This is a genomic window from Cupriavidus pampae (assembly GCF_914271485.1).
GTDB classification, from domain to species: domain Bacteria; phylum Pseudomonadota; class Gammaproteobacteria; order Burkholderiales; family Burkholderiaceae; genus Cupriavidus; species Cupriavidus pampae.
Genome location: NZ_CAJZAG010000003.1, coordinates 588,551 through 609,998 on the forward strand (window position 1 = coordinate 588,551; position 21,448 = coordinate 609,998).

The window sequence follows — 21,448 nt, forward strand, 5'->3', positions numbered from 1 at the left end:
GGCGGCCCACGTTGTGTGCGGTAACGGGCGTCAAAGTCCCGTGTTTCGTCTGAATGTCGTGTGATTCCACCCTCAGGAGAGAGAAGCATGAAGAAGCTGATTGCGATGTGCGTGCTGGTGACCCCGTTGATCGCCACGGGCGCGTTTGCCCAGGGTGCTTCCGCTCCTGCCGCTCCGGCCGCCGGTAATACGCAGCAGGACCGGATGAAGGCCTGCAACACGCAGGCGACGGGCAAGAAGGGCGACGACCGCAAGAAGTTCATGAGCGACTGCCTGTCGGGCAAGTCCGCCGCCGCAGCCGAGCCCAAGACGCAGCAGGAAAAAATGTCCGTCTGCAGCAAGCAGGGCAAGGGCAAGAAGGGCGACGACTACAAGTCGTTCATGAAGGATTGCCTGTCCAAATCGGCCTGACACCAGTGAGGGCGGCGACGGTCTGGCAACGGACCGACCGCCGCCGGTGGTGCGCCGTGTCATGACGCCGCCATCACCCGGTGCTATTCTCTCGGGTGCCATGCGAATAATTCTCATCACCGGAATTTCCGGATCAGGCAAGTCTGTCGCGCTGAACGTGCTCGAAGATGCGGGCTACTACTGCGTCGATAACTTGCCTGCACAGTTCATTCCCGACCTCGCGAGCTATCTGTCCTCCCAGGGCTACACGCACCTTGGAGTGGCGACCGATATCCGTAGCCGCGAGTCGCTCGCGCAACTGCCCGAGACCGTCCGCAACCTCGCCAGCGAACATCAGGTGCAGGTGCTGTTCCTGACCGCCAATACCGATGCGCTCGTGCAGCGCTATTCGGAAACGCGCCGTCGCCATCCGCTGTCCGTCCGTACCGAGGCCACGCCGCTACTCGAACAGCAGGCCAGCGCAGAGCCCGTGTACAACGATCGCTCGCTGATCGAGGCGATCGACATGGAGCGCGAGTTGCTGAGCCCGCTCGCGGAATCGGCGCATCGCATCGATACCAGCAACGTACGGACCAATACGCTGCGCAGCTGGATCAAGGATCTGATCCGCGACAGCCACACGCAGCAGTTGACGCTGTTGTTCGAATCGTTCGGTTTCAAGCATGGCGTGCCCAGCGATGCCGATATGGTGTTCGACGTGCGCTCGCTGCCCAACCCCTATTACGACCTTGCGCTGCGGCCGCTCACGGGCCGCGACGCGCCAGTGGTGGACTTCCTGCAAAGCCAGCCGCTGGTGCTCGCGATGGCCGAGGATATTCGCGCGTATGTGGAAAAGTGGCTGCCGAGCTTCATCGCGGACAACCGCAGCTACCTGACCGTGGCGATCGGTTGCACGGGTGGGCAGCATCGCTCCGTGTTCATCGCGGAAAGACTTGCCAACTATTTCCGGGCACATGGTAATGTGCTGGTCAGACACCGCGAGCTTGCGCCGGGCTGAGGCATTCAGATTGCCCCCCCAGCTTTACCCCGCATGATCCCGGTAATGCTGCGCGATACGACACGGTATGCACCCATGTCCAGCCACCCGCCTTCCTACATTCCGGCCAACCCGGACTCGACACCCGTCATCCTCGACGCGCTGCCGCTGTTTCCGCTGCACACGGTACTGTTTCCCGATGGTCGCCTGCCGCTGCGCGTGTTCGAAAAGCGCTACGTGGACATGGTGCGCAGTTGCCTGCGCGATGGCAGCGCGTTTGGCGTTTGCCTGATCTCGAGCGGCCAGGAAGTTGCGCGCCCTGACGATCCGACCGTCCCCGAGTCAGTGGGATGCCTGGCGGAGATCGTCGATTGCAATATGGAGCAGCTGGGCGTGCTGCTGATCGAGGCGCGCGGACGCCAGCGTTTTCGCGTGCTCTCGCACGAGACCCACGACGACGGCCTGCTGGTGGCGCGCGCGGAACTGCTGCCCGACGACATCATCGACTGCAAGCTCGAGTTGCTTGGCGAATGCCTGGCCGCGTTGCGCCGCATCGTGACGGCGATCCACGCGGAATCTCCCGACAACCTGCCATTCTCGGAACCGTATCTGTGGGACGACCCGACCTGGGTCGCCAACCGGTTATGCGAGCTGCTGCCGGTGCCGCTCAAGGCCAAGCAGATGCTGATGGAGTTACCCGATGCGGGCATGCGCATCGAGATCGTCCACCGCTACATGCGGCAACACCATATCGTCTAGAACAGACCCCCGCGCGCCTGATCTTCCAGCAGGCGCCGCACGGGTGCCGGCGTCCCCAGGGCATCGAGATCGTCGAGCGACAGCCAGCGCCGCGGTTGATCGTCCGCGCCACCATCCGTGTGCGTGACCGCATCGAGGTCCACGCGAATCGCCCGAATCAGCAAACGGAAATGCGTGAACACATGCGTGAGCTCACCGGCGAGCATCGCGCGCGATGGCTTGCCCAACGTGCGCGCGTACGCGAGCGCGGCATCTTCCGCGGCCTCGATGTCGAACGGCACCGTGTCCACCGGCATCTCCGGCAGGCTCCACAACCCGCCCCAGATGCCACTGTCGGGCCGCAGACCGAGCAGCACATCGCGGCCATGCCGCATCACGAGCATCACCGTGCTGCGCTCCGGGATTGCCGCGCGCGGCTTCGGCGTGGGCAGCACCGCGGTCAGTCCGTCGCGGCGCGCCACGCAATCGGCCGCAAGCGGACATGCGTTGGCATCGCTCAGGCACGCGGGCTTGCCGCGCGAGCACACAGTGGCGCCAAGGTCCATCACCCCCTGCGTGTACGCGATCATGTCTTCCGCCTGATGCGGCCCCGCGGGCGGCAGCGCCTGCTCCGCAAGCTGCCACATACGCGTCTCGATGGCGCGTTCGCCGGGATATCCCGCGATACCGAACACACGCGCGAACACGCGCTTGACGTTGCCGTCTAGGATCGGCGAGCGCACGCCGGCACTGAACGCCGCCACTGCGGCGGCGGTCGAACGGCCAATGCCCGGCAGCGTGACCAGCACGGCGGGGTCGGTCGGAAACACACCGCCGTGCTCGTCCATGACGGCCTTGGCGCAACGATGCAGGTTGCGCGCGCGCGAGTAATAGCCCAGCCCTGCCCACAACGCCATGACCTCATCGGCCGGCGCGGCCGCAAGCGCGGCAACCGTCGGCAACTGGGTGACAAAGCGTTGGAAGTATTCGATGACGGCCACGACCTGCGTCTGCTGCAGCATGATCTCGGACAGCCAGATGCGATACGCGTCGCGCGTGTTCTGCCACGGCAGGTCGTGGCGGCCGTGCTGGCGCTGCCAGCTCACGACGCGCATGCCGAAATCGGACGGCACGGAGACTGGCGCGGCTAAGGAGGAAGCAGGAGATAAGGGTAAGGCGGCGGACTTGCGAGGCATGCGGCAACGGTGTGGGGTGCGCCCTCTCCTTGCGGAGAGGGGCGCCCATGTGAGGTGGGGCAATATTACCCCAGCCCCACACTTCGCTTCCCCGTCAGGCCGCGCGTGCCCCGGAGACGTTAATCGGCACTTCGACGACCGCCTTGGCCAGTACCTCGATGCGGCCGCTCCGTTCGTCGAGTCCGTTGAGCACCTCTTCGAGCTGCGAGATGCGGCTCTCGAGCGTGTCGGTTGCCTCGTGGATGCGTTCGATCGAATCGACGCGGCGGCGCAGCTGCTTCTGATGCTCGCGGACCTGCGCCTCGAGCGGCGTCATCACGGACTTGAGCCAGATCTCGATATCGCGGTTGAGATCGCGGAAGTTGTCGAGCACGCGGCTCGCCATCGTCGCGAACGCATTCTGCACCAGCTGCGGACGCGAGCGCGTGAGCATGTTCACGGCGCCGAAGTGGTTGTTCACGAGCTGCAGCGTCTCCTGCAGATCCATCGCATAGCGCGACGTCACGAACTGGATCGGCGCGGGCAGCGTAAAGCCGTGCTCGGCGTTGAAGCGTCGATACATGCTGTCCACAAGTTGATGCAGGCCCGCGATCTTCTGGTCGGCGTCGGTGATCAACGCTGTCAGTTGCCCGAACAGCAACTCCATGTCCTCGCGCAGACCACGCGAGAAGAAGCGCTCCTTCATCTGTTCACGCGCATCGCGCATCGTGCGGCGCACGTCGCGCAGCTGCAGGCTCTTGATGATGTCCGCGCTGTGGCGGCCGAACACGAGTCGCAGTGCCTGGAACTTGGTGATGCTCTGCTCGAACTCTTCCTTCTCGCCCTGCACACGCAGCAGCATGTGCTTGACCATCGCGTGGTTCTTGCCGCGCAGGCCGCGCAGTTCGAACAGCTGCTCGACGATATCGCGGCGGCGGCTCTGCAGCAGTTGCTGCGCGCTGCGCGAGACGTCGTGCACAAAGCGCTGCACCTGGTCCGCGACGATATCGCGCCGCTGCGGAATCAGCTGATCCGACAGCACGTGCTCGAACTGCGCCAGATTGCTGCGCACGAGCAGCGGCTCGTCATGCGTGACCTTGGCGACCAGACCCTTCTGCGCGGACACCGGATATACGCGGCGCTCCTCGATGCCGAGCACCTGCGCGGTGGTCCGCACCTGACGCGAGATTTCCATCGCGATCTCGGGCGAGGACTTGAGCGGGTCCCACAGTCCATCGATCTTGTTGAGCACCGCCAGGCAACCGCGGCGATGGCCAGCGGCCACGTGGCTGCGCCACAGTGCGAGGTCGCTCTTGGTCACGCCGGCATCGGCGGCCAGCACGAACACGACGACGTGCGCATCGGGAATCAGCCGCAGCGTCAGTTCCGGCTCGGTACCGATGGCGTTGAGACCCGGCGTGTCCAGAATCACGAGGCCCTGGCGCAACAGCGGATGCGGGAAGTTGATCACCGCATGACGCCAGCGCGAGATCTCCACCATGCCGTCCGCATCGACCGACCACGCGGCATCGGGATCGCTCTCGTTATAGAGCCCGAGAGACTCCGCCACGGCCGGCGTCACGCGCGTGGTTTCCACCACGTGCTGGAACGCCGCAAGCATGCCTTCGGGCGAGGACGGATCGAGGGGAACCGTGGTCCAGTGCGAGCCGGAAGCACCGGGCTCCATAAAGTCGGCCGTCGAGGCTTCCTGGAGTCGTGTCTCGATCGGGAGCAGACGGATGCTGGGCGCCTCGTTCTCGTCGTAGCGCAGCTCGGTCGGACACATGGTGGTCCGGCCCGCCGACGACGGCAGGATGCGGCGGCCGTAGTCCGCGAAGAAGATCGCGTTGATCAGCTCGCTCTTGCCGCGCGAAAACTCGGCAATGAACGCGACCTTGAGCCGGTCGCTCTTGAGCACGTTCTGGATGCGCTGGACACGATCGTCGGCGGTAGCGTCGTAGAGGTCGTACTGCTGCAACCACGACTGGAATTCGGCTAGTGACTGGAGTACCCCCGTTCTCCAGGCGCCATACTGTTCGAATTGATGGGCGAGGCTTGTCATGGAGTGTTCGGCTGCGTTTGCTGTTTTGGGCTAGGTGTTATGGCACTGCGCGCACAAACGACGCCGACTTCGGGTGGCCCGTTGACCCTGCGGACCCGAGGCAGGCGCCTCTCGGTCGGATCTTTCTGATTTGCTGGATCCGACGCTTTTTTGTAACTTTTTTTATCTGGGCACACGATACATGTTTCCAGCGCCATTTTGTGGAATTCGCGTCCCTCGGCGCGTGCAAATCGCGCGAGTGTTGCGCCGAGCCATCGGCCATGTCCGATGACCGCTCCGACGGCGTGAAACCGGGGGGCGATCGCAACAGGGTGAGACATTGTCTGGCCCGGCGTCGGGCCTAGCGCTGGCAGTGGGGGCAATAAAACGTCGAGCGCTGGCCCTGGACGATCTGGCGGATCGGCGTGCCGCATACGCGGCATGGCTCGCCGGTACGATCGTAGACAAGGCAGTCGAGCTGGAAGTAACCGCTGCTGCCATCGCTGCCGACGAAATCGCGCAGCGTGCTGCCACCGCGCGCGATGGCTTCGGCCAGCGTTTCGCGCACGGCCGCAGCCAGCCGGTCATAGCGCTCGCGGCTGATGCGCCCGGCCGGCGTGGTCGGACGAATGCCCGCGCGAAACAGGCTTTCCGACGCATATATATTGCCGACGCCGACCACGATATCGCCGGCCAGCAGCACGGTCTTGATGGCCGCCGAGCGGCCACGCGTATGGCGATGGAACCAGCCGCCATCGAAGCGATCGTCGAACGGCTCCACACCGAGGTTGGCGAGCAGCGGATGGCTCGGCAGCTCGGACTCCGGCAGCGGGCTCCACAGGATTGCACCAAAACGGCGCGGGTCGCGGAAACGCAGCACAATGCTGTCGGTGGCGCTGTCGGTGCCACCTGCCGACCCATCGGAGGCCTCCAGCACGATGTCGAGGTGGTCGTGCGGTCCCGGCGCGGGCGCCTGAGGCCACACGCGCAGCGTGCCGGTCATGCCAAGGTGAACCAGCAGCCAGCCCGGCTCCGGAGCGGGGGCACCGGCGGCAGAGTCCGCAGCGGAGTCCGCAGCAGAGGTCGAATTCGGCAGACATTCCAGCAGCAGGTACTTGCCCCGCCGCTCGATGCGCGCGACCACGCGCCCGGTCAGCAGCGACTCCAGCTCCGGATCCACGGGCCAGCGCAGGCCGCGATGGCGCACCGTCACATCGACGATGCGGCGCCCCACAACATGCGGCACCAGTCCGCGCCGCGTGACTTCGACTTCCGGCAACTCAGGCATCGCGTGCCCACTCCCCCAAAGACCCGGTTTGTGACAACCTTCTGGTGTAAAAACTGGTACAGAACCTCTTGTCGGTACGACGCTCCAAATCGCAGACGCCCGACTCCGTATGTGCGTGCTGTCAGACGAAACGCGCACCCGCTGACAAGCAGCGCATTGTAGCGGCAGGCTACAATGCCTCTCATCCATTTCTGACGCCGCGCGCGCCGGAGCATAGAAATTCATGCCGGACTTTCGTTTGTACCGTTCGTCCCCACCAGCCATGCGCCCGGAATTTTTCCCGATGATTACCACCGTCCACATTGGCGAACAACGTTCGCCAGTCCGCCGCGTCGCTCGTGTTACCGGACTGCCAGGTCTGCGCCGCCATGCCCGCGCGCTCGCCGCGGCCGCATGCCTGGGTTTCGGTTCCCTGCTCGGGTCACTTGTTTCCTTACCGGCCTTCGCGGCCCCGCCGGCATCAGCCGCGTCCGAGTTTGCACCGGCCGAGCTGGCGACGCCGCTGCCCGGACTGCTTGCACAAACTGATGACGACGCCAGCGATGCCGCGCCGTCCGCATCGTCCTCGCCGGCGGCACGTGCTCCGCGCACGCCGCTGCCGAACATCACGCTGACGCCGGAGATCATGTACCGCGTGCTGGCGGCGGAAATCTCGCTGCAGCGCGGCCTGGTCGGCACCGCCTATCGCACCTACCTCGACCTTGCGCGCTCGACGCGCGATCCGCGCCTGGCCCAGCGTGCCACCGAAATCGCGTTCAACGCGCGCATCTCGCAGCAGGCCCTCGACGGTTCGCGGCTGTGGGTCGAGCTGGCGCCGAAGTCAGCGGCGGCACGTCAGGTGCTGTCGACGCTGCTGGTGCTCAACGGACGTTGGGAGGAAGCCGAGCCTCTGCTGGCACAGCAGCTCGCGGCCGCCCCGTCCGCCCATCGCGCCGAAGCGATCCTGCAGCTTCAGCAGCAGATGTCGCGCACCAGCGATCCCGCCGGCGCGGTCGCGGTGTTCCAGCGGCTGACCGCCAACGACATGAAGCTGCCCGAGACGCATTTCGCGCTCGCGCGTGCCAAGGAAGCCGCGGGCGATTCGGCCGGCGCGCTGAAGGAACTCGACGAAACGCTACGCCTGAAGCCGGATTTCGAGGCCGCCGCGCTTGCCGCCGCGGAAATGCGCGCCGAGCAGGCGCCGGACGAAGCGATCGCCGGACTCAAGAAATTCCTCGCCAAGTCGCCGTCCTCGGTCAACGGACACATTACGCTCGCGCGGCTGTACCTGCAGAAGAACGACATGACCGCCGCGCAGGACCAGTTCCAGGCGCTGCGCAAGGTCGCCCCGAACGATCCGCGTGTGCCGCTCGCGCTCGGGCTGACCAGCCTGCAATCGCGCAGCTATGACGACGCCGAACGCTATCTGAAGGAATACCTGCAGATGGCCGAGAAGTCGCCGGCAGCGAATCCGGACGTCGCATTCCAGTACCTCGCGCAGATCGCCGAGGAGAAGAAGGATTACAACGGCGCGATCCAGTGGCTCGACCGCATCGACGACGGCCGCCTCGCGCCCGCCGCGCAGGCCAAGCGCGCGCAGTTGCTCGGCCGCCTGGGCAAGCTCGACGACGCGCAGGCCGTGTTCGGCGAGATGATGGCGGAGTCGGAGGACATTCCCGACCCCACCCAGCGCGCGCAACGCATGGGCGCGATCCGTCAGGCCGAGGTGTCGATGCTGATCGACAGCAAGGCCTATGACCGCGCGCGCAAGGTGCTCGAGGAGCGCGTCAAGGCCGAACCCGACAACGCGGACTGGCTGTATGAACTCGCGATGCTCGACGAACGCGAGAAGCGCTTCGACAGCATGGAACGCGCGCTGCGCAAGGTCATCTCGATGCAGCCCGAGCAGAAGCAGGGCTACAACGCGCTCGGCTATTCGCTCGCCGATCGCAACGAGCGCCTGCCCGAAGCACGCAAGCTGCTCGAACGCGCGTCCGAACTCGGTCCCGACGATCCCTACATCATGGATAGCCTGGGCTGGGTGAAATTCCGCCAGGGCGAGCTGCAGCCCGCCGCGGACCTGCTGCGCAACGCCTACACCAAGGCGCCCGAAGCGGAAATCGGCGCGCACCTTGGCGAGGTGCTGTGGCAACTCGGCCAGCAGGACGAAGCGCGCAAGACCTGGAACGAGGCCGCCAAGATCGAGCCCGAGAACCAGACGCTGATCGAAACGCTACGCCGCTACAATCAGAACCTGCTGCTGTCCAAGTAATCGCCTGCGGCACGCCCGGCGCTCGCGCGTCGGCGTGCCGCATGTCAATCCGGCGCGCACGCTGGCGCTATCGATTCCCGACCATCCGAGATGATTCGTTCCCGTCGTCTGGCCCTGCTTTGCGTGGCCGCCCCGCTCTGGCTCGCGGCCTGTGCGAGCGTTACCCCGACCCGCAGCTTCGACGCTGGCGAGACGGCGCGCACCGAGAACTACTCCGGCCGCTTTGCCGCGAACTACGTGCGCTACGGTCGCAACGAAGGTGTGCAGGGCAGCTTCCGCTGGCAGGAGCAGGGGCGCAACGTGCGTCTCGACCTCGTCTCGCCACTGGGACAGACGCTGGCCGTGATCACCTCGACGCCATCGGGCGCCACGCTCGACCTGCCCAATGAAGCCCCGCGCAACGCACCGGAAGTCGATAGCCTGATGGAGCAGTCGCTCGGCTTTGCGCTGCCGGTATCGGGCCTGCGCGACTGGATCCACGGTCGGCCCACGGCGGGCGCGCCCGCCAATGCGACACGCGACGTCAAGGGTCGTCTGGACACGCTCACGCAGAATGGCTGGACCGTGCGCTACGTCGACTGGCAGGAGCCACCGCAGGGCACAGCGGTGACCACCGCGCGGCCGCGCCGCATCGACCTCGCGCGCGACACCGGCGACTCGCCGCTGACCGTGCGCCTGGTCATCGATCCGGAAGCGCAATAACCACCCGCGCCGCCAACGTTCGCCAGCCCTTAGCCTCGCTAGTTCGTCGCCTCCCAGCATGACCGTCATCGATACGAATTCCTCCACGGCAACACTGCCGCCGCCCGATCTGCGCGACTGCGCGGCACCGGCCAAGCTCAATCTGTTTCTGCACGTGACCGGCCGCCGCGCGGATGGCTATCACACGTTGCAGACCGTGTTCCAGTTGATCGACTGGAGCGACACGCTGCATTTCCATCGACGCGAGGACGGCGTCGTCGCGCGCACGACCGAGATCGCCGGCGTGCCCGCCGATACCGACCTTGTGGTGCGCGCGGCGCGCGCGCTGCAAACGGCCACCGGCACGCGCTTCGGGGTGGACATCGCGGTCGACAAGCGACTGCCGATGGGCGGTGGTATCGGCGGCGGTTCGTCCGACGCGGCCACCACGCTGCTCGCGCTCAATCATCTGTGGGGACTGCGCCTGCCGCGCGCGAAACTGATGGAGATCGGCCTCGCGCTCGGCGCCGATGTACCGGTGTTCGTGTTCGGTCAGAACGCGTTCGCGGAAGGCATCGGCGAAGAGCTGACCGCGGTCGATTTGCCCGACAGCTGGTTCGTCGTAATTCACCCACGCGAGCATGTGCCGACAGCTGCAATTTTTTCCGACCAGCGCTTGACAAGAAATACGCCAATCTCTATAGTTGCGGACTTCGCTGCTTGCACAAACAAATTCGCTTTCGGTCGCAACGATCTGGAAGCGGTGGCAACGGCGAAGTTCGGCGAGGTTGCCCGAGCCCTTGCATGGCTGAGACAATATAGTCCGCATGCGAGGATGACCGGATCCGGAGCCTGCGTGTTTGCCCGTTTCGACGATGCGCAGACAGCGCAGCAGGTGCTGGATCGGTTGCCATCCGAGTGGGATGGCAGATGTGCGAAGAGTTTGACGCAACATCCGCTCGCAGCTTTCGCATAGCAAGTTTTCGTCTGGCGTCATGTGGCAGTCTAACGTGACGATGGATGATGAAAGGTTGTGTAGGGGAGTCGCCAAGTTGGTCAAGGCACCGGATTTTGATTCCGGCATTCGAAGGTTCGAATCCTTCTTCCCCTGCCATTACTTCCTATAGTGTCCCCATGGACCGCATGTCAGCAGCCGTAACCGCCGCCCCCGGCGGACGGCAGCAACAACTCCCCCAGCAGCAAGACAGGTGCCCCGAATGAGCAGCGAAGGCTTGATGGTATTTACCGGCAACGCCAACCCCAAACTCGCGGAGGCTGTCGTACAGCACCTCGGCATTCCGCTCGGGAAGGCGTTGACGGGCCGTTTCTCCGACGGCGAAGTCCAGGTCGAGATCCAGGAAAACGTTCGTGGCAAGCACGTCATCGTGCTGCAGTCCACCTGCGCGCCGACCAACGACAATCTGATGGAACTGATGGTGATGGTCGATGCGCTGAAGCGCGCCTCGGCACGTAGCATCACCGCGGCCATGCCCTACTTCGGATATGCGCGCCAGGATCGCCGTCCGCGTTCCGCGCGTGTCGCCATCTCGGCCAAGGTCGTGGCGAACATGCTCGAGGTCGCGGGCGTCGAGCGCGTGCTGACGATGGACCTGCACGCCGATCAGATCCAGGGCTTCTTCGACATCCCCGTTGACAACATCTACGCATCGCCGGTTCTGCTGGGCGATCTGCGCGAGAAGAACTACGGCGATCTGCTCGTGGTCTCGCCGGACGTCGGCGGCGTGGTGCGCGCACGCGCACTGGCCAAGCAGCTGAACTGCGATCTGGCGATCATCGACAAGCGTCGTCCCAAGGCCAACGTGGCCGAGGTGATGAACATCATCGGTGAAGTGGACGGCCGCAACTGCGTGATCATGGACGACATGATCGACACCGGCGGCACGCTGTGCAAGGCGGCCCAGGTGCTGAAGGAACGCGGTGCGCAGAAGGTGTTCGCGTACTGTACGCACCCGGTGTTGTCGGGTGGCGCGGCGGCCCGCATCGCGGCTTCCGAGCTCGACGAAGTGGTGGTCTGCGACACGATCCCCCTCAGCGACGAGGCCCTCAGCTCCGGCAAGATCCGTCAGTTGTCGACGGCGCCGCTGCTGGCCGAGACGTTCACGCGGATCATCAAGGGCGACTCGATCATGTCGCTCTTCGCTGACTCCTGATCCGCGGATCCTGTTAGAATCGCGGGCTTAACTGGTTTTTAACGCATTGGGGACCGGGTTTCGGTCCCCAATGTGCTTCCCAAGGCTGTCTGGTCGCGGACAGCCTTATTCACATCTGGAACATTGGAGTTCAACAATGAAAGTTATCGCTTTTGAGCGTAGCGTACAGGGAACGGGTGCGAGCCGCCGCCTGCGCAACGCCGGCAAGACCCCCGGCATCATCTACGGCGGCGCCGCCGAACCGAAGATGGTCGAACTGGATCACAACGCGCTGTGGCACGCCCTGAAGAAGGAAGCGTTCCACTCGTCGATCCTGGATCTGGAAGTTGGCGGCACGACCGAGAAGGCCCTGCTGCGCGCATTCCAGATGCACCCGTTCAAGCCGCTGGTGCTGCACGTTGATTTCCAACGCGTGTCGGCCACCGACAAGATCCACGTGAAGGTGCCCCTGCACTTCATGAACCAGGAATCCGCTCCTGGCGTGAAGCTCGGCCACGGCATCATCAACCACATCCTGAACGACCTGGAAGTGTCGTGCCTGCCGGCCGACCTGCCCGAGTTCATCGAAGTGGATCTGGCCAATGCAGAACTGAACCAGACCATCCACCTGTCGGACATCAAGCTGCCGAAGGGCGTGACCGTGATCACCCACGGTGACGACAACCCCGCAGTGGCCACGATCTCGCTGCCGGCTGGCGGTGTGTCGGAAGCCGCTGAAGGCGACGCTGCCGCAGGCGAAACGCCGGCTGCTTAAGCTCGCGCTCCGCTTCAGGAAAACCGCCGGTTCGCCGGCGGTTTTTTTTCGCGCTCAGTTTCGCGTATCCTTTTCCGCTGCACGTCTTCTCGCACGAATATCGCATGATCAAGCTCATCGTGGGCCTCGGAAACCCCGGGGCCGAATACGAGGCCACGCGTCACAACGCGGGCTTCTGGCTCGTCGATCAGCTCGCCCGCATGGGCGGCACCACGCTGCGCGTGGAAGGCCGTTTCCATGGCCTGGCGGGCCGCGCACGGCTGTGGGACCAGGACATCTGGCTGCTCAAGCCGTCGACGTTCATGAACCGCTCGGGCCTGTCGGTCGTCTCGCTCGCGCGTTTCTACAAGATTCTTCCCGACGAGATCCTGGTCGCGCATGACGAGATGGATCTGCCGGCGGGGGCGGTCAAGCTCAAGCGCGGTGGCGGCTCCGGTGGCCACAATGGCCTCAAGGACATCGCCGCGCATCTGACCACGCAGGATTACTGGCGCCTGCGGCTTGGGGTCGGCCATCCGCGCAATGCGCCCGGTGGTGCCGCAGGGGGGCGCGAGGACGTGGTCAACTTCGTGCTCAAGCCACCGCGCAAGGAAGAACAGCAGGCCATCGACGAGGCCATCGACCGTTGCATGGAGCCGCTCGGCCTGCTGGCACGCGGCGAGACGGAACGCGCGATGATGGCGCTCCATACCAACCGCTGAAGACACCCACTAACGAGGCATCGGCATGACGGCGAGTGTAGCGACACAGAAAGTAGCGATCCTGACCGCGGCGGGCAGCGGCATGGGGGCGGCGGCCGCGCGGCGGCTGGCAGCGGACGGGTACCACGTCGGCATCCTGTCGTCATCGGGCAAGGGCGAGGCGCTGGCCCACGAACTCGGCGGGCTCGGCATCACGGGCTCGAACCAGTCCAACGACGACCTGCAGCGGCTGGTCGATGCGGTGCTGGCACGCTGGGGCCGCATCGACGTGCTGGTCAACAGCGCCGGTCATGGCCCGCGCGGTCCGGTCCTCGACATCTCGGACGAAGACTGGCATCGCGGCATGGACACGTACTTGCTCAACGTGATTCGCCCCACGCGCCTGGTCACGCCCGTGATGCAGCGGCAAAAAGGGGGCGCCATCATCAATATCTCGACGGCATGGGCCTTCGAGCCCAGCGAGATGTTCCCGACCTCGGCCGTGTTTCGCGCGGGGCTCTCGGCATTCACGAAGATTTTCGTGGACACGCACGCCAAGGACAATATCCGCATGAACAACGTGCTGCCGGGCTGGATCGACAGCCTGCCGGCCACCGAGCAACGGCGTGACAGCGTGCCGCTCAAGCGCTACGGCACCAGCGACGAGATCGCCGCGACCATCGCGTTTCTGGCGTCCGACGGGGCGGCCTATATCACCGGCCAGAACCTGCGCGTCGATGGCGGGCTGACGCGCTCGGTCTGACAGCATCGTCGGCAAGAAAAAACCCCGCACGGCGCGCGCTGTGCGGGGTTTTGCTTTGGTACGGGGTATCGTTGTTATTTTCGGTGCCGAACGACGACCTTCAGGCCGCGTGTTTGGCTGCTGTCAGCAGCCGATAGCGTTGCATCAGCACCTCTTGCGTCTCGACCCGATTAGGGTCCTTCGGGATGCATGCGACGGGGCAAACCTGCTGGCATTGCGGCTCGTCGAAATGCCCCACGCATTCGGTGCATTTGTTGGGGTCGATCTCATAGATCTCGGGCCCCATCGAAATCGCTTCGTTCGGGCACTCGGGTTCACAAACGTCGCAGTTGATGCAGTCGTCGGTGATCAGTAGCGCCATGATATTTCCTTCCGGCTATCCGCGTGCGCCCGACTGGCCGCGTCGTCACGGATCGCAGGCTCCATTCTATTCCGATTCGGACTTGCCGATTTTCTCGTTGAGCCAGCGCTCGACCGACGGGAACACGAACTTGCTCACGTCGCCACCGAGTACGGCGATCTCGCGCACAAAGGTGCCGGAGATGAACTGGTACTGGTCGGACGGGGTCAGGAACATGGTCTCGACATCGGGCAGCAGATAGCGGTTCATGCCGGCCATCTGGAACTCGTATTCGAAGTCCGACACCGCGCGCAGGCCGCGCACGATCACGCGCGCATTGTTCTTGCGCACGAAGTCCTTGAGCAGTCCGGAGAAACCTTCGACACGCACGTTCGGGTAGTGGTTGAGCACTTCACGCGCGATGCCGATGCGTTCCTCGAGCGAGAAGAACGGACGCTTGTTGGGGCTGTGCGCCACGCCGACCACGAGTTCGTCGAAGATGTTCGACGCACGGCGGACCAGATCCTCGTGCCCCCGGGTCATGGGATCGAACGTGCCGGGGTAAACCGCGATGACCATACTTCCTCCTTGGGGAGACCGCTCTATTGAAACAACAGCGGCGTAGTGTAACGCCAAAATCTCTGAAGACAAGGCGCTGCCGAGCGCATCGCTAGCCGGCCTGCCCCGGTTGCCGGTGTTGCAGCAGGTGGAAGTGCACCGCGCCGGCGCGCGCCTGACGCACGATCTCCAATGCTGCGGGAATCGGTGCATCAGGGCCGATCAGCGCACGATCGGTTTCCACATACACGGCGCCGCCCGGACGCGTGAGCCGCGCCGCATGCTCGAGCGCCGGCCCCAGCCAGTCTTCGGCGAACGGGGGATCGAGGAAGACCACGTCGAAGCTGGCCGCGGGCATCTGCGCCGCCACCGTGAACGCATCGCCCTGCACGACCTTCACGCCGCCGGCATCGAAACGGTACTGGTTGTCGCGCAACTGACGCGCCACACGGGGGTTGGTCTCGACGAGCGTGACGGCTGTCGCGCCGCGCGAGGCAGCTTCAAACCCGAGTGCGCCCGAGCCAGCGAACAGATCGAGGCAATGCCATCCGCTCAGATCCTGACCGAGCCAGTTGAAGAGCGTCTCGCGTACGCGATCGGGTGTCGGGCGCAGGCCCTCGGCCTCCAGCACGGGCAGCAGCGAGCGCTTCCAGCGGCCGCCGATGATGCGGACCTGCGCGGGCGTCTGACGCGGGCGGGAGGATGCCGCGCGTGCGCGCGGCGATTTCGCACCTGAGGTACCCGAGGCACCTGAGGTACCTGAAGTACCTGGGGCACCTGAGGGGCGGGAAGGAGGTTCGGCGGAGGTGGTGGATGTGCCGGAAGCGCCCGATGCGCCATCTGCACCACCCCGGGTCTGGGATGCGTTACGCGAAGTCATGACAGGATTGTAGAGCCTGTCGGCCAATCCTCTACTTGCCGGCGGCCTGATTCTCTACCGGACCACCCACGATCACCGTGGCCAACCCGTCCGGATGGACGTGGCGCTGGAACGCCGTGCGCACCTGCTCGCGCGTCACCTTGGCGATCTGCGCGGTCCATGTGTCCAGGTAGTCGAGCGGCAAGCCGTACCAGCCGATGTTGGCCACATTGGTCAGCAGCTTGCGGTTGCTGTCGATACGCAGCGGGAAGCCGTTGACGAGGTTGTCCTTGGCCGCGCGCAGTTCGGCATCGGTCGGGCCCTCGGCCACGAACTTGGCTGTGACCTCACGCACGAGCGCCAGCGCCTCGTTGGTGTTCTCCTTCTTGGTCTGCAGCGTGATGCCGAACGGGCCGGGCTGCTTGGCCGGCGCGAAGTAGCTGTCCACGCCATACGTCAGTCCACGCCGCTCGCGCACCTCGTTGGTCAGCCGCGAGCTGAACCCGCCGCCGCCGAGCACGTAGTTGCCCACCAGCAGTGCGAAGTAGTCGGGATCTCCACGCGCGATCGACGGCGCGCCGATCGACACGCTGGCCTGCTGCGCCGGATGGGGAATGCGCTGCTCGCTCGAGGCAATCTTCATCTGCACGTCGGGCAGCTTGGGCGCCGCCACGCCGGCGGGCAGCCCGCGCGTGAGGTCCTCGGCAATCGCCTCGGCCTGCTTGCGATCGATGGCACCGATCAGCGTGACCACGGCACGATTGGCGCTGTAGTTATCGCGCCAGAATTTCACGAGGTCATCGCGTGTAATCGATTCCACCGAGGCGGGGGTCGACGTCACGCCATACGGATGGTTGGGATAGATCGCCTTCGACAGCGTCTTGTCGGCGATCGAGCCGGGGCGCGTATCGGCTTCGCGAATCGCCGCGATCAGGCGCTGCTTCTCGCGCGTGATGACGGCATCCGGATACGTCGGCGCCTTGATCAACTGCCCCGCGAGCTTGAGCGACTGGCTGCGCTCGGGCTCGGCCGTCAGCGTGCGCAGACCCACGCCGCTGCGATCGCCGCCGGCGGAGCCGCCGAAGTCGGCGCCGGTATCGGCAAACGCATCGGCGATCTGTGCCTCATTGCGGGCGGGCTGGCCATCCTGCGCGCCCGCACCCTTGTCGAGCAGCGCCGCGGTCAGCGTGGCCAGGCCGGCCTTGCCGGGCGGATCGTAGCGGCTGCCCGCATCGAAGTCGATATTGACGTCGAGCATCGGAATCGACGGACTCGGCACGAAGAACACCTTCGCACCGGTCGAAGCAGTCCAGTTCTCGATCGGGATCGCGGCGTGCGCGAACGACACGGCGGCCATGCTGGCGACACCGATCGCCACACCGAGCGCCGCGCGGGCAAGTTGACGCGAATATCTGGACATCACAGTTCCTTAAAGACCCGTTCCGTAAAAAATGGCGCCGTGCGCCTGACTCAGTGACGCAGGCCCTCGGCCGCCGGAGAAGCCTTCGGCTTGTTGGGGTCGATCGGCTGCGGCAGCAGCGTCGCCACGGTCAGGTTGTCGTCGTGGAAATACTTCGCGGCAACGGCCTGCACCTCTGCCGGCGTGACCGCCTTGATCTTGTCCAGCATGCGATCGATCTGCTGCCACGGAATGCCGGCGATCTCCGCCACACCGATCTCCATGCCCTGACCGAACACCGAATCGCGCTTGTAGATCTGCCCGGCGATGACCTGCGCCTTCACGCGCTTGAGCTCTTCTTCAGAGACGCCGTCGCGCGCGATGCGCTGGACTTCCTCGCGCAACGCCTTCTCGATTTCCTCGGTCGTGTGACCATCGGCCGGAATACCGTCGAGCACGAAGATCGATTCGTTGCGGTTGATGCTGTCGTAGCCCACATTCACGTCGTCGGCCAGACGCTGCTGGCGCACGAGCTCGCGATTGAGCCGCGCGTTGTCGTAGCCATCCAGCACCGCGGACAGCACCTCGAGCGCGTACGGATCGACGTCCTTCTCCACGTCACGCAGGCGCGGCACCTTGTACGCGAGCACGATGTACGGGTTCTGCGCGGGCGCCTTGACCCAGACCCGCTTGATGCCCTGCTGCGGCGCCTCCAGCTGCGTCTTGCGCGACGGCAGCGCGCGCGGCTTGAGCTTGCCGTAATAGCGCTCCGCCAGCTTGCGCACTTCGTCCGCCTTGACGTCGCCGGCCACCACCAGCAGCGCGTTGTTCGGCACGTACCATTCGCGATACCACGCCTGGACGTCTTCCACACGCATGTTGACGAGGTCGTCCATCCAGCCGATGACCGGATGACGATACGGCATGGCCGTGTACACGGTGGCGAGCAACTGCTCGTAGACCTTGCCGCGCGGCGAGTCGTCGGTGCGCAGGCGGCGCTCTTCCATGACCACCTTCATCTCGCGCTCGAACTCATCCTTCTTGAAGATGACGTTCGCCATGCGGTCGGCCTCCAGCTCCATCATCTTCGGCAGGTATTGCTTGCCGATCTGCTGGTAGTAGAGCGTGAAGTCGCGGTTGGTCATCGCGTTCTCGCGGCCGCCGAGCAACGCGATCTGGCGCGAGAACTCGCCCACCGGCACCTTGGGCGTGCCCTTGAACATCATGTGTTCGAGCATGTGGGCCACGCCCGTGGTGCCGCTCAACTCGTCGACGGCACCGGTGCGGTACCAGATCTGATGGACGACCGTCGGCGCGCGATGGTCTTCCTTGACGATCACGCGCATGCCGTTGGACAGCGTGAATTCGGTAGTGCCGGCCTCGGACTGGCCGACGGCCGCCGCGGTGCGCGCGCCGGATGGCGGTGCCTGGGGCGCCGGCGCGCTGGTGGCTCCGGCTGTGGCCTGCGCGAACGCCGAGCCGGCGAAGGTCAGCGCGATCAGAGTCGGGACGACGCGGCGCGCAAACTTGCCGCGCAGGGTGTCGCGATGCTGACTGGCTTGATGGGCAGCCTGATGGTTGACCTGATGGTCACCTTCACGGCCGGTACGGTCAGCTAAAAAGACAGCGCAATGGTTCATGCGACCCCGTCTGCTAAAATTTTGGCGATTGATTCTAACGGGTATTGTGACCCCTTTCCCAATGTTTAGTTTCTGGAAGAAGCGCAAGGCCGAGCCGGCCCCTGCGCCTGCCGAGCCGCCGGCCGCTGTACCCACGCCGGAAATCGTGCCGGTTTCCGCACCGGCATTGGTTCCCGCGCCCGTCGCCCCGTCGCCCGCCGCGACGCCGACGCCCATCCCGGTACCGGTCTTTACGCCGGCACCAGTCCCCACGCCAACCCCAGCACCGGTGCCTGCGCCAGTGCCGGTCCCCGTGCCTGTGCCCGTGCCGGCGCAGGTTCCACCGCCGCCGCCGGCCCCGGTTGCCGCCCCCGCGCCATTGCCGGTGCCAACGCCGGTCGAAGAGCTGGAGCTCACGCCGCCCCCGGCGCCGACCGCCGAAGCCAAGCGCGGCTGGATGACGCGCCTGCGTGCGGGCCTGTCCAAGACCAGCCGCAATATCGGCACGCTGTTCGTCGGCGTGAAGGTGGATGAGGCACTGTTCGAGGAACTGGAAACCGCGCTGCTGATGGCCGATGCGGGCGTCGAGGCCACCGAATACCTGCTCGGCGAGCTGCGCCGCCGCGTGAAGAGCGAGCGCATCGAGACCGCCGAGGGCGTCAAGGCCGCGCTCCGCGCGCTGCTGATCGACCTGCTGCGTCCGCTCGAGAAATCGATGGCGCTGGGCCGCGACCAGCCGCTGGTGATGATGATCGCGGGCGTCAACGGCGCCGGCAAGACCACCAGCATCGGCAAGCTCTGCAAGCACTTCCAGAGCTACGGACAGTCGGTGCTGCTGGCGGCCGGCGACACGTTCCGCGCGGCCGCGCGCGAGCAGCTGACGATCTGGGGCGACCGCAACAACGTGACCGTCGTCGCGCAGGAGAGCGGCGATCCGGCCGCGGTGATCTTCGACGCGGTGAACGCGGCGCGCGCGCGCGGCATCGACATCGTGATGGCCGATACCGCGGGCCGTCTGCCCACGCAGTTGCACCTGATGGAAGAGCTGCGGAAGGTCAAGCGCGTGATCGGCAAGGCCATGCCATCGGCTCCGCACGAGGTGCTGCTCGTGATCGACGCCAACACCGGGCAGAACGCGCTGGCGCAGACGCGCGCGTTTGACGACGCGCTCGGCCTGACCGGCCTGATCGTAACCAAGCTCGATGGCACCGCCAAGGGCGGCATCCTGGCCGCGATCGCTCGCCAGCGTCCGGTACCGGTCTACTTTATCGGGGTCGGGGAAAAGGTCGAGGACTTGCAGCCGTTCAAGGCTGACGAGTTTGCGGACGCCTTGCTGGGCTGATCGAATTGCCCTCTTCCCGCAGGAAGAGGGCAGCAGCAAACTACTCGCTGTCCGGCTGCGCGCCGGGCGCCGCATCGCGGAACGCGTCCAGCGCAAGGCAGGCGTCGTTGATGCGTGAGATCACCGGGTAGCGACTCATATCCACCTTGAAACGCTGGGCGTTGAACACCTGCGGCACCAGGCACAGGTCGATCAGCGTCGGCGCGTCACCATACGCAAACGTGCCCACACGGCCGATGCGTTCGAGGTTCACCTCGAGCGAGGCAAAGCCCTGCTCGATCCAATGGCGATACCACGCGTCCTTGGCCTCGTCCGCCACGCCGAGCTGGTGCTTGAGGTACTTCAGCACGCGCAGGTTGTTGAGCGGATGGATCTCGCACGCGATCTCCTGCGCGAGGCCACGCACGATCGCACGCTCGAGCGGATTGCCCGGCAGCAGCGGCGGCTGCGGATGCGTTTCGTCGAGATACTCGATGATGGCGAGCGACTGGATCAGTGGTTGCTGGTCCACCATCAGCGCCGGCACCACACCGTCGGCATTGACGGCGCGGTAGTCGGGCTTCAGTTGCTGCCCGCCATCCTTGAGCAGGTGGATCGGCTCGTAGTCGTAGGGCAAGCCCTTCAACGCGAGCGCGATCCGTACCCGGTACGAAGCTGAACTACGAAAGTAGCTGTACAGCTTCAGCATGCGTCAGGCCACCTTGACCGTGAGGTCGCCCACGCCTTCGACGTGGCAGGTCATGACGTCGCCCTTGACGATTGGGCCCACGCCTTCGGGCGTGCCGCTGTAGATCAGGTCGCCCGGCTGCAGCTCGAACAGCTTCGACAGGTACGACACCATTTCCGGCACCGACCAGATCAGGTCGGACAGATCGCCGCGCTGCTTCTCCACGCCGTTCACGGCCAGCGTGACCGCGCCCTTGGCCGGATGACCAATGGCCGCCACCGGCACGATCGGGCCGATCGGCGCCGACTTGTCGAAGGCCTTGCCCGTTTCCCAGGGACGGCCCGTCTTCTTCGATTCGTTCTGCAGGTCGCGACGCGTCATGTCGAGGCCGACCGCATAGCCGAACACGTGGCTGGCCGCCTGTTCGACCGCGATGTCCTTGCCGCCCTTGCCGATGGCGACGACCAGTTCGATCTCGTAGTGAACGTTGCCCGAGCCCGGCGGATACGGGAACGTGCCTTCGCTGTTGTCCGCCACGTAGCTCACCGCGTCAGACGGCTTGCAGAAGAAGAACGGCGGCTCGCGATCGGGGTCCGAACCCATCTCGCGCGCATGCGCCGCATAGTTGCGGCCCACGCAATACACACGACGTACGGGGAAGCTTGCGCTGCTGCCTCGCACGGGAACGCCAACGGGGGCTTGCGGGGCGAATACGAACTCGGTCATCCAACTATC

The 21,448-nt window shown here is 65.2% G+C and carries 21 protein-coding genes and 1 tRNA gene; 12 read left to right on the forward strand and 10 right to left on the reverse strand.

Going from position 1 to position 21,448, the window contains the following annotated elements; all coding sequences use genetic code 11:
* Window positions 1-87: 87 nt before the first annotated feature.
* From LDO41_RS10310 to LDO41_RS10320, 3 genes are all read left to right on the forward strand, one after another.
* Complete coding sequence (locus tag LDO41_RS10310) at window positions 88-411, forward strand: PsiF family protein (RefSeq protein ID WP_223986290.1); 324 nt, start codon at window positions 88-90, stop codon at window positions 409-411.
* A gap of 100 nt (window positions 412-511) precedes the next feature.
* Window positions 512-1,408: an RNase adapter RapZ gene (gene rapZ, locus LDO41_RS10315; protein ID WP_223986308.1), complete on the forward strand. Its 897-nt coding sequence runs from the start codon at window positions 512-514 to the stop codon at window positions 1,406-1,408.
* Between the two features lie 75 nt (window positions 1,409-1,483).
* On the forward strand, window positions 1,484-2,146 hold the full coding sequence (locus LDO41_RS10320; protein WP_223986311.1) for an LON peptidase substrate-binding domain-containing protein: 663 nt from the start codon (window positions 1,484-1,486) through the stop codon (window positions 2,144-2,146).
* Here the strand turns inward: LDO41_RS10320 and mutY are convergent.
* The 3 genes from mutY to mutM form a co-directional block, all read right to left on the reverse strand.
* Window positions 2,143-3,321, reverse strand: coding sequence for an A/G-specific adenine glycosylase (mutY, locus tag LDO41_RS10325; RefSeq protein WP_223986314.1), 1,179 nt, complete (start codon window positions 3,319-3,321; stop codon window positions 2,143-2,145). The two genes, LDO41_RS10320 and mutY, sit on opposite strands and share 4 nt — an antisense overlap.
* A 94-nt stretch (window positions 3,322-3,415) precedes the next feature.
* Window positions 3,416-5,362, reverse strand: a complete 1,947-nt coding sequence (locus LDO41_RS10330) for a dynamin-like GTPase family protein (protein WP_223986316.1) — start codon at window positions 5,360-5,362, stop codon at window positions 3,416-3,418.
* Window positions 5,363-5,702: 340 nt separating this feature from the next.
* Window positions 5,703-6,629, reverse strand: a complete 927-nt coding sequence (mutM, locus tag LDO41_RS10335; protein WP_223986319.1) for a bifunctional DNA-formamidopyrimidine glycosylase/DNA-(apurinic or apyrimidinic site) lyase — start codon at window positions 6,627-6,629, stop codon at window positions 5,703-5,705.
* 283 nt (window positions 6,630-6,912) lie between these two features.
* On the opposite strand from mutM, the gene LDO41_RS10340 reads away from it, so the two are divergent.
* The 8 genes from LDO41_RS10340 to LDO41_RS10375 all read left to right on the forward strand — a co-directional run bounded on the left by LDO41_RS10340 (window position 6,913) and on the right by LDO41_RS10375 (window position 13,929).
* Window positions 6,913-8,880, forward strand: coding sequence for a tetratricopeptide repeat protein (locus LDO41_RS10340; protein ID WP_223986323.1), 1,968 nt, complete (start codon window positions 6,913-6,915; stop codon window positions 8,878-8,880).
* Window positions 8,881-8,970: 90 nt separating this feature from the next.
* A complete protein-coding gene (gene lolB / locus LDO41_RS10345; RefSeq protein ID WP_223986341.1) occupies window positions 8,971-9,582 on the forward strand; it encodes a lipoprotein insertase outer membrane protein LolB in 612 nt (203 codons plus the stop codon).
* A gap of 58 nt (window positions 9,583-9,640) precedes the next feature.
* Window positions 9,641-10,537, forward strand: a complete 897-nt coding sequence (gene ispE / locus LDO41_RS10350) for a 4-(cytidine 5'-diphospho)-2-C-methyl-D-erythritol kinase (protein WP_223986344.1) — start codon at window positions 9,641-9,643, stop codon at window positions 10,535-10,537.
* A 61-nt stretch (window positions 10,538-10,598) separates the two neighbouring features.
* Window positions 10,599-10,675 (forward strand) — tRNA-Gln (locus tag LDO41_RS10355).
* A 103-nt stretch (window positions 10,676-10,778) separates the two neighbouring features.
* A complete protein-coding gene (locus LDO41_RS10360; RefSeq protein ID WP_223986347.1) occupies window positions 10,779-11,732 on the forward strand; it encodes a ribose-phosphate pyrophosphokinase in 954 nt (317 codons plus the stop codon).
* A 136-nt stretch (window positions 11,733-11,868) separates the two neighbouring features.
* The gene (locus LDO41_RS10365) at window positions 11,869-12,486 is read left to right on the forward strand and encodes a 50S ribosomal protein L25/general stress protein Ctc (protein ID WP_223986350.1); all 618 of its coding nucleotides are present in this window, start codon (window positions 11,869-11,871) and stop codon (window positions 12,484-12,486) included.
* A gap of 104 nt (window positions 12,487-12,590) precedes the next feature.
* Window positions 12,591-13,187 carry an aminoacyl-tRNA hydrolase gene (pth, locus tag LDO41_RS10370; RefSeq protein ID WP_223986366.1) on the forward strand — a complete coding sequence of 199 codons (597 nt, stop codon included), beginning with the start codon at window positions 12,591-12,593 and terminating at the stop codon, window positions 13,185-13,187.
* Window positions 13,188-13,212: 25 nt separating this feature from the next.
* Window positions 13,213-13,929, forward strand: a complete 717-nt coding sequence (locus LDO41_RS10375) for an SDR family oxidoreductase (RefSeq protein WP_223986369.1) — start codon at window positions 13,213-13,215, stop codon at window positions 13,927-13,929.
* Window positions 13,930-14,029: 100 nt separating this feature from the next.
* Here LDO41_RS10375 and LDO41_RS10380 read toward each other — a convergent pair whose 3' ends face one another.
* The 5 genes from LDO41_RS10380 to LDO41_RS10400 all read right to left on the reverse strand — a co-directional run bounded on the left by LDO41_RS10380 (window position 14,030) and on the right by LDO41_RS10400 (window position 18,725).
* Window positions 14,030-14,290 (reverse strand): YfhL family 4Fe-4S dicluster ferredoxin, encoded by a 261-nt coding sequence (locus LDO41_RS10380; RefSeq protein ID WP_223986371.1) that lies wholly within the window; start codon window positions 14,288-14,290, stop codon window positions 14,030-14,032.
* 66 nt (window positions 14,291-14,356) lie between these two features.
* Window positions 14,357-14,848: a pantetheine-phosphate adenylyltransferase gene (gene coaD, locus LDO41_RS10385; protein WP_223986373.1), complete on the reverse strand. Its 492-nt coding sequence runs from the start codon at window positions 14,846-14,848 to the stop codon at window positions 14,357-14,359.
* Between the two features lie 91 nt (window positions 14,849-14,939).
* Complete coding sequence (gene rsmD, locus LDO41_RS10390; RefSeq protein ID WP_290370876.1) at window positions 14,940-15,707, reverse strand: 16S rRNA (guanine(966)-N(2))-methyltransferase RsmD; 768 nt, start codon at window positions 15,705-15,707, stop codon at window positions 14,940-14,942.
* 31 nt (window positions 15,708-15,738) lie between these two features.
* Complete coding sequence (locus LDO41_RS10395; protein WP_377741799.1) at window positions 15,739-17,106, reverse strand: M16 family metallopeptidase; 1,368 nt, start codon at window positions 17,104-17,106, stop codon at window positions 15,739-15,741.
* 50 nt (window positions 17,107-17,156) lie between these two features.
* Window positions 17,157-18,725, reverse strand: coding sequence for a M16 family metallopeptidase (locus LDO41_RS10400; RefSeq protein WP_223986376.1), 1,569 nt, complete (start codon window positions 18,723-18,725; stop codon window positions 17,157-17,159).
* A gap of 61 nt (window positions 18,726-18,786) precedes the next feature.
* On the opposite strand from LDO41_RS10400, the gene ftsY reads away from it, so the two are divergent.
* The gene (gene ftsY, locus LDO41_RS10405; protein WP_223986380.1) at window positions 18,787-20,046 is read left to right on the forward strand and encodes a signal recognition particle-docking protein FtsY; all 1,260 of its coding nucleotides are present in this window, start codon (window positions 18,787-18,789) and stop codon (window positions 20,044-20,046) included.
* A 40-nt stretch (window positions 20,047-20,086) separates the two neighbouring features.
* Here the strand turns inward: ftsY and maiA are convergent, their stop codons facing one another.
* Window positions 20,087-20,734: a maleylacetoacetate isomerase gene (gene maiA / locus LDO41_RS10410; protein WP_223986382.1), complete on the reverse strand. Its 648-nt coding sequence runs from the start codon at window positions 20,732-20,734 to the stop codon at window positions 20,087-20,089.
* Window positions 20,735-20,737: 3 nt separating this feature from the next.
* Window positions 20,738-21,439: a fumarylacetoacetate hydrolase family protein gene (locus LDO41_RS10415; protein WP_223986385.1), complete on the reverse strand. Its 702-nt coding sequence runs from the start codon at window positions 21,437-21,439 to the stop codon at window positions 20,738-20,740.
* Window positions 21,440-21,448 lie beyond the last annotated feature (9 nt).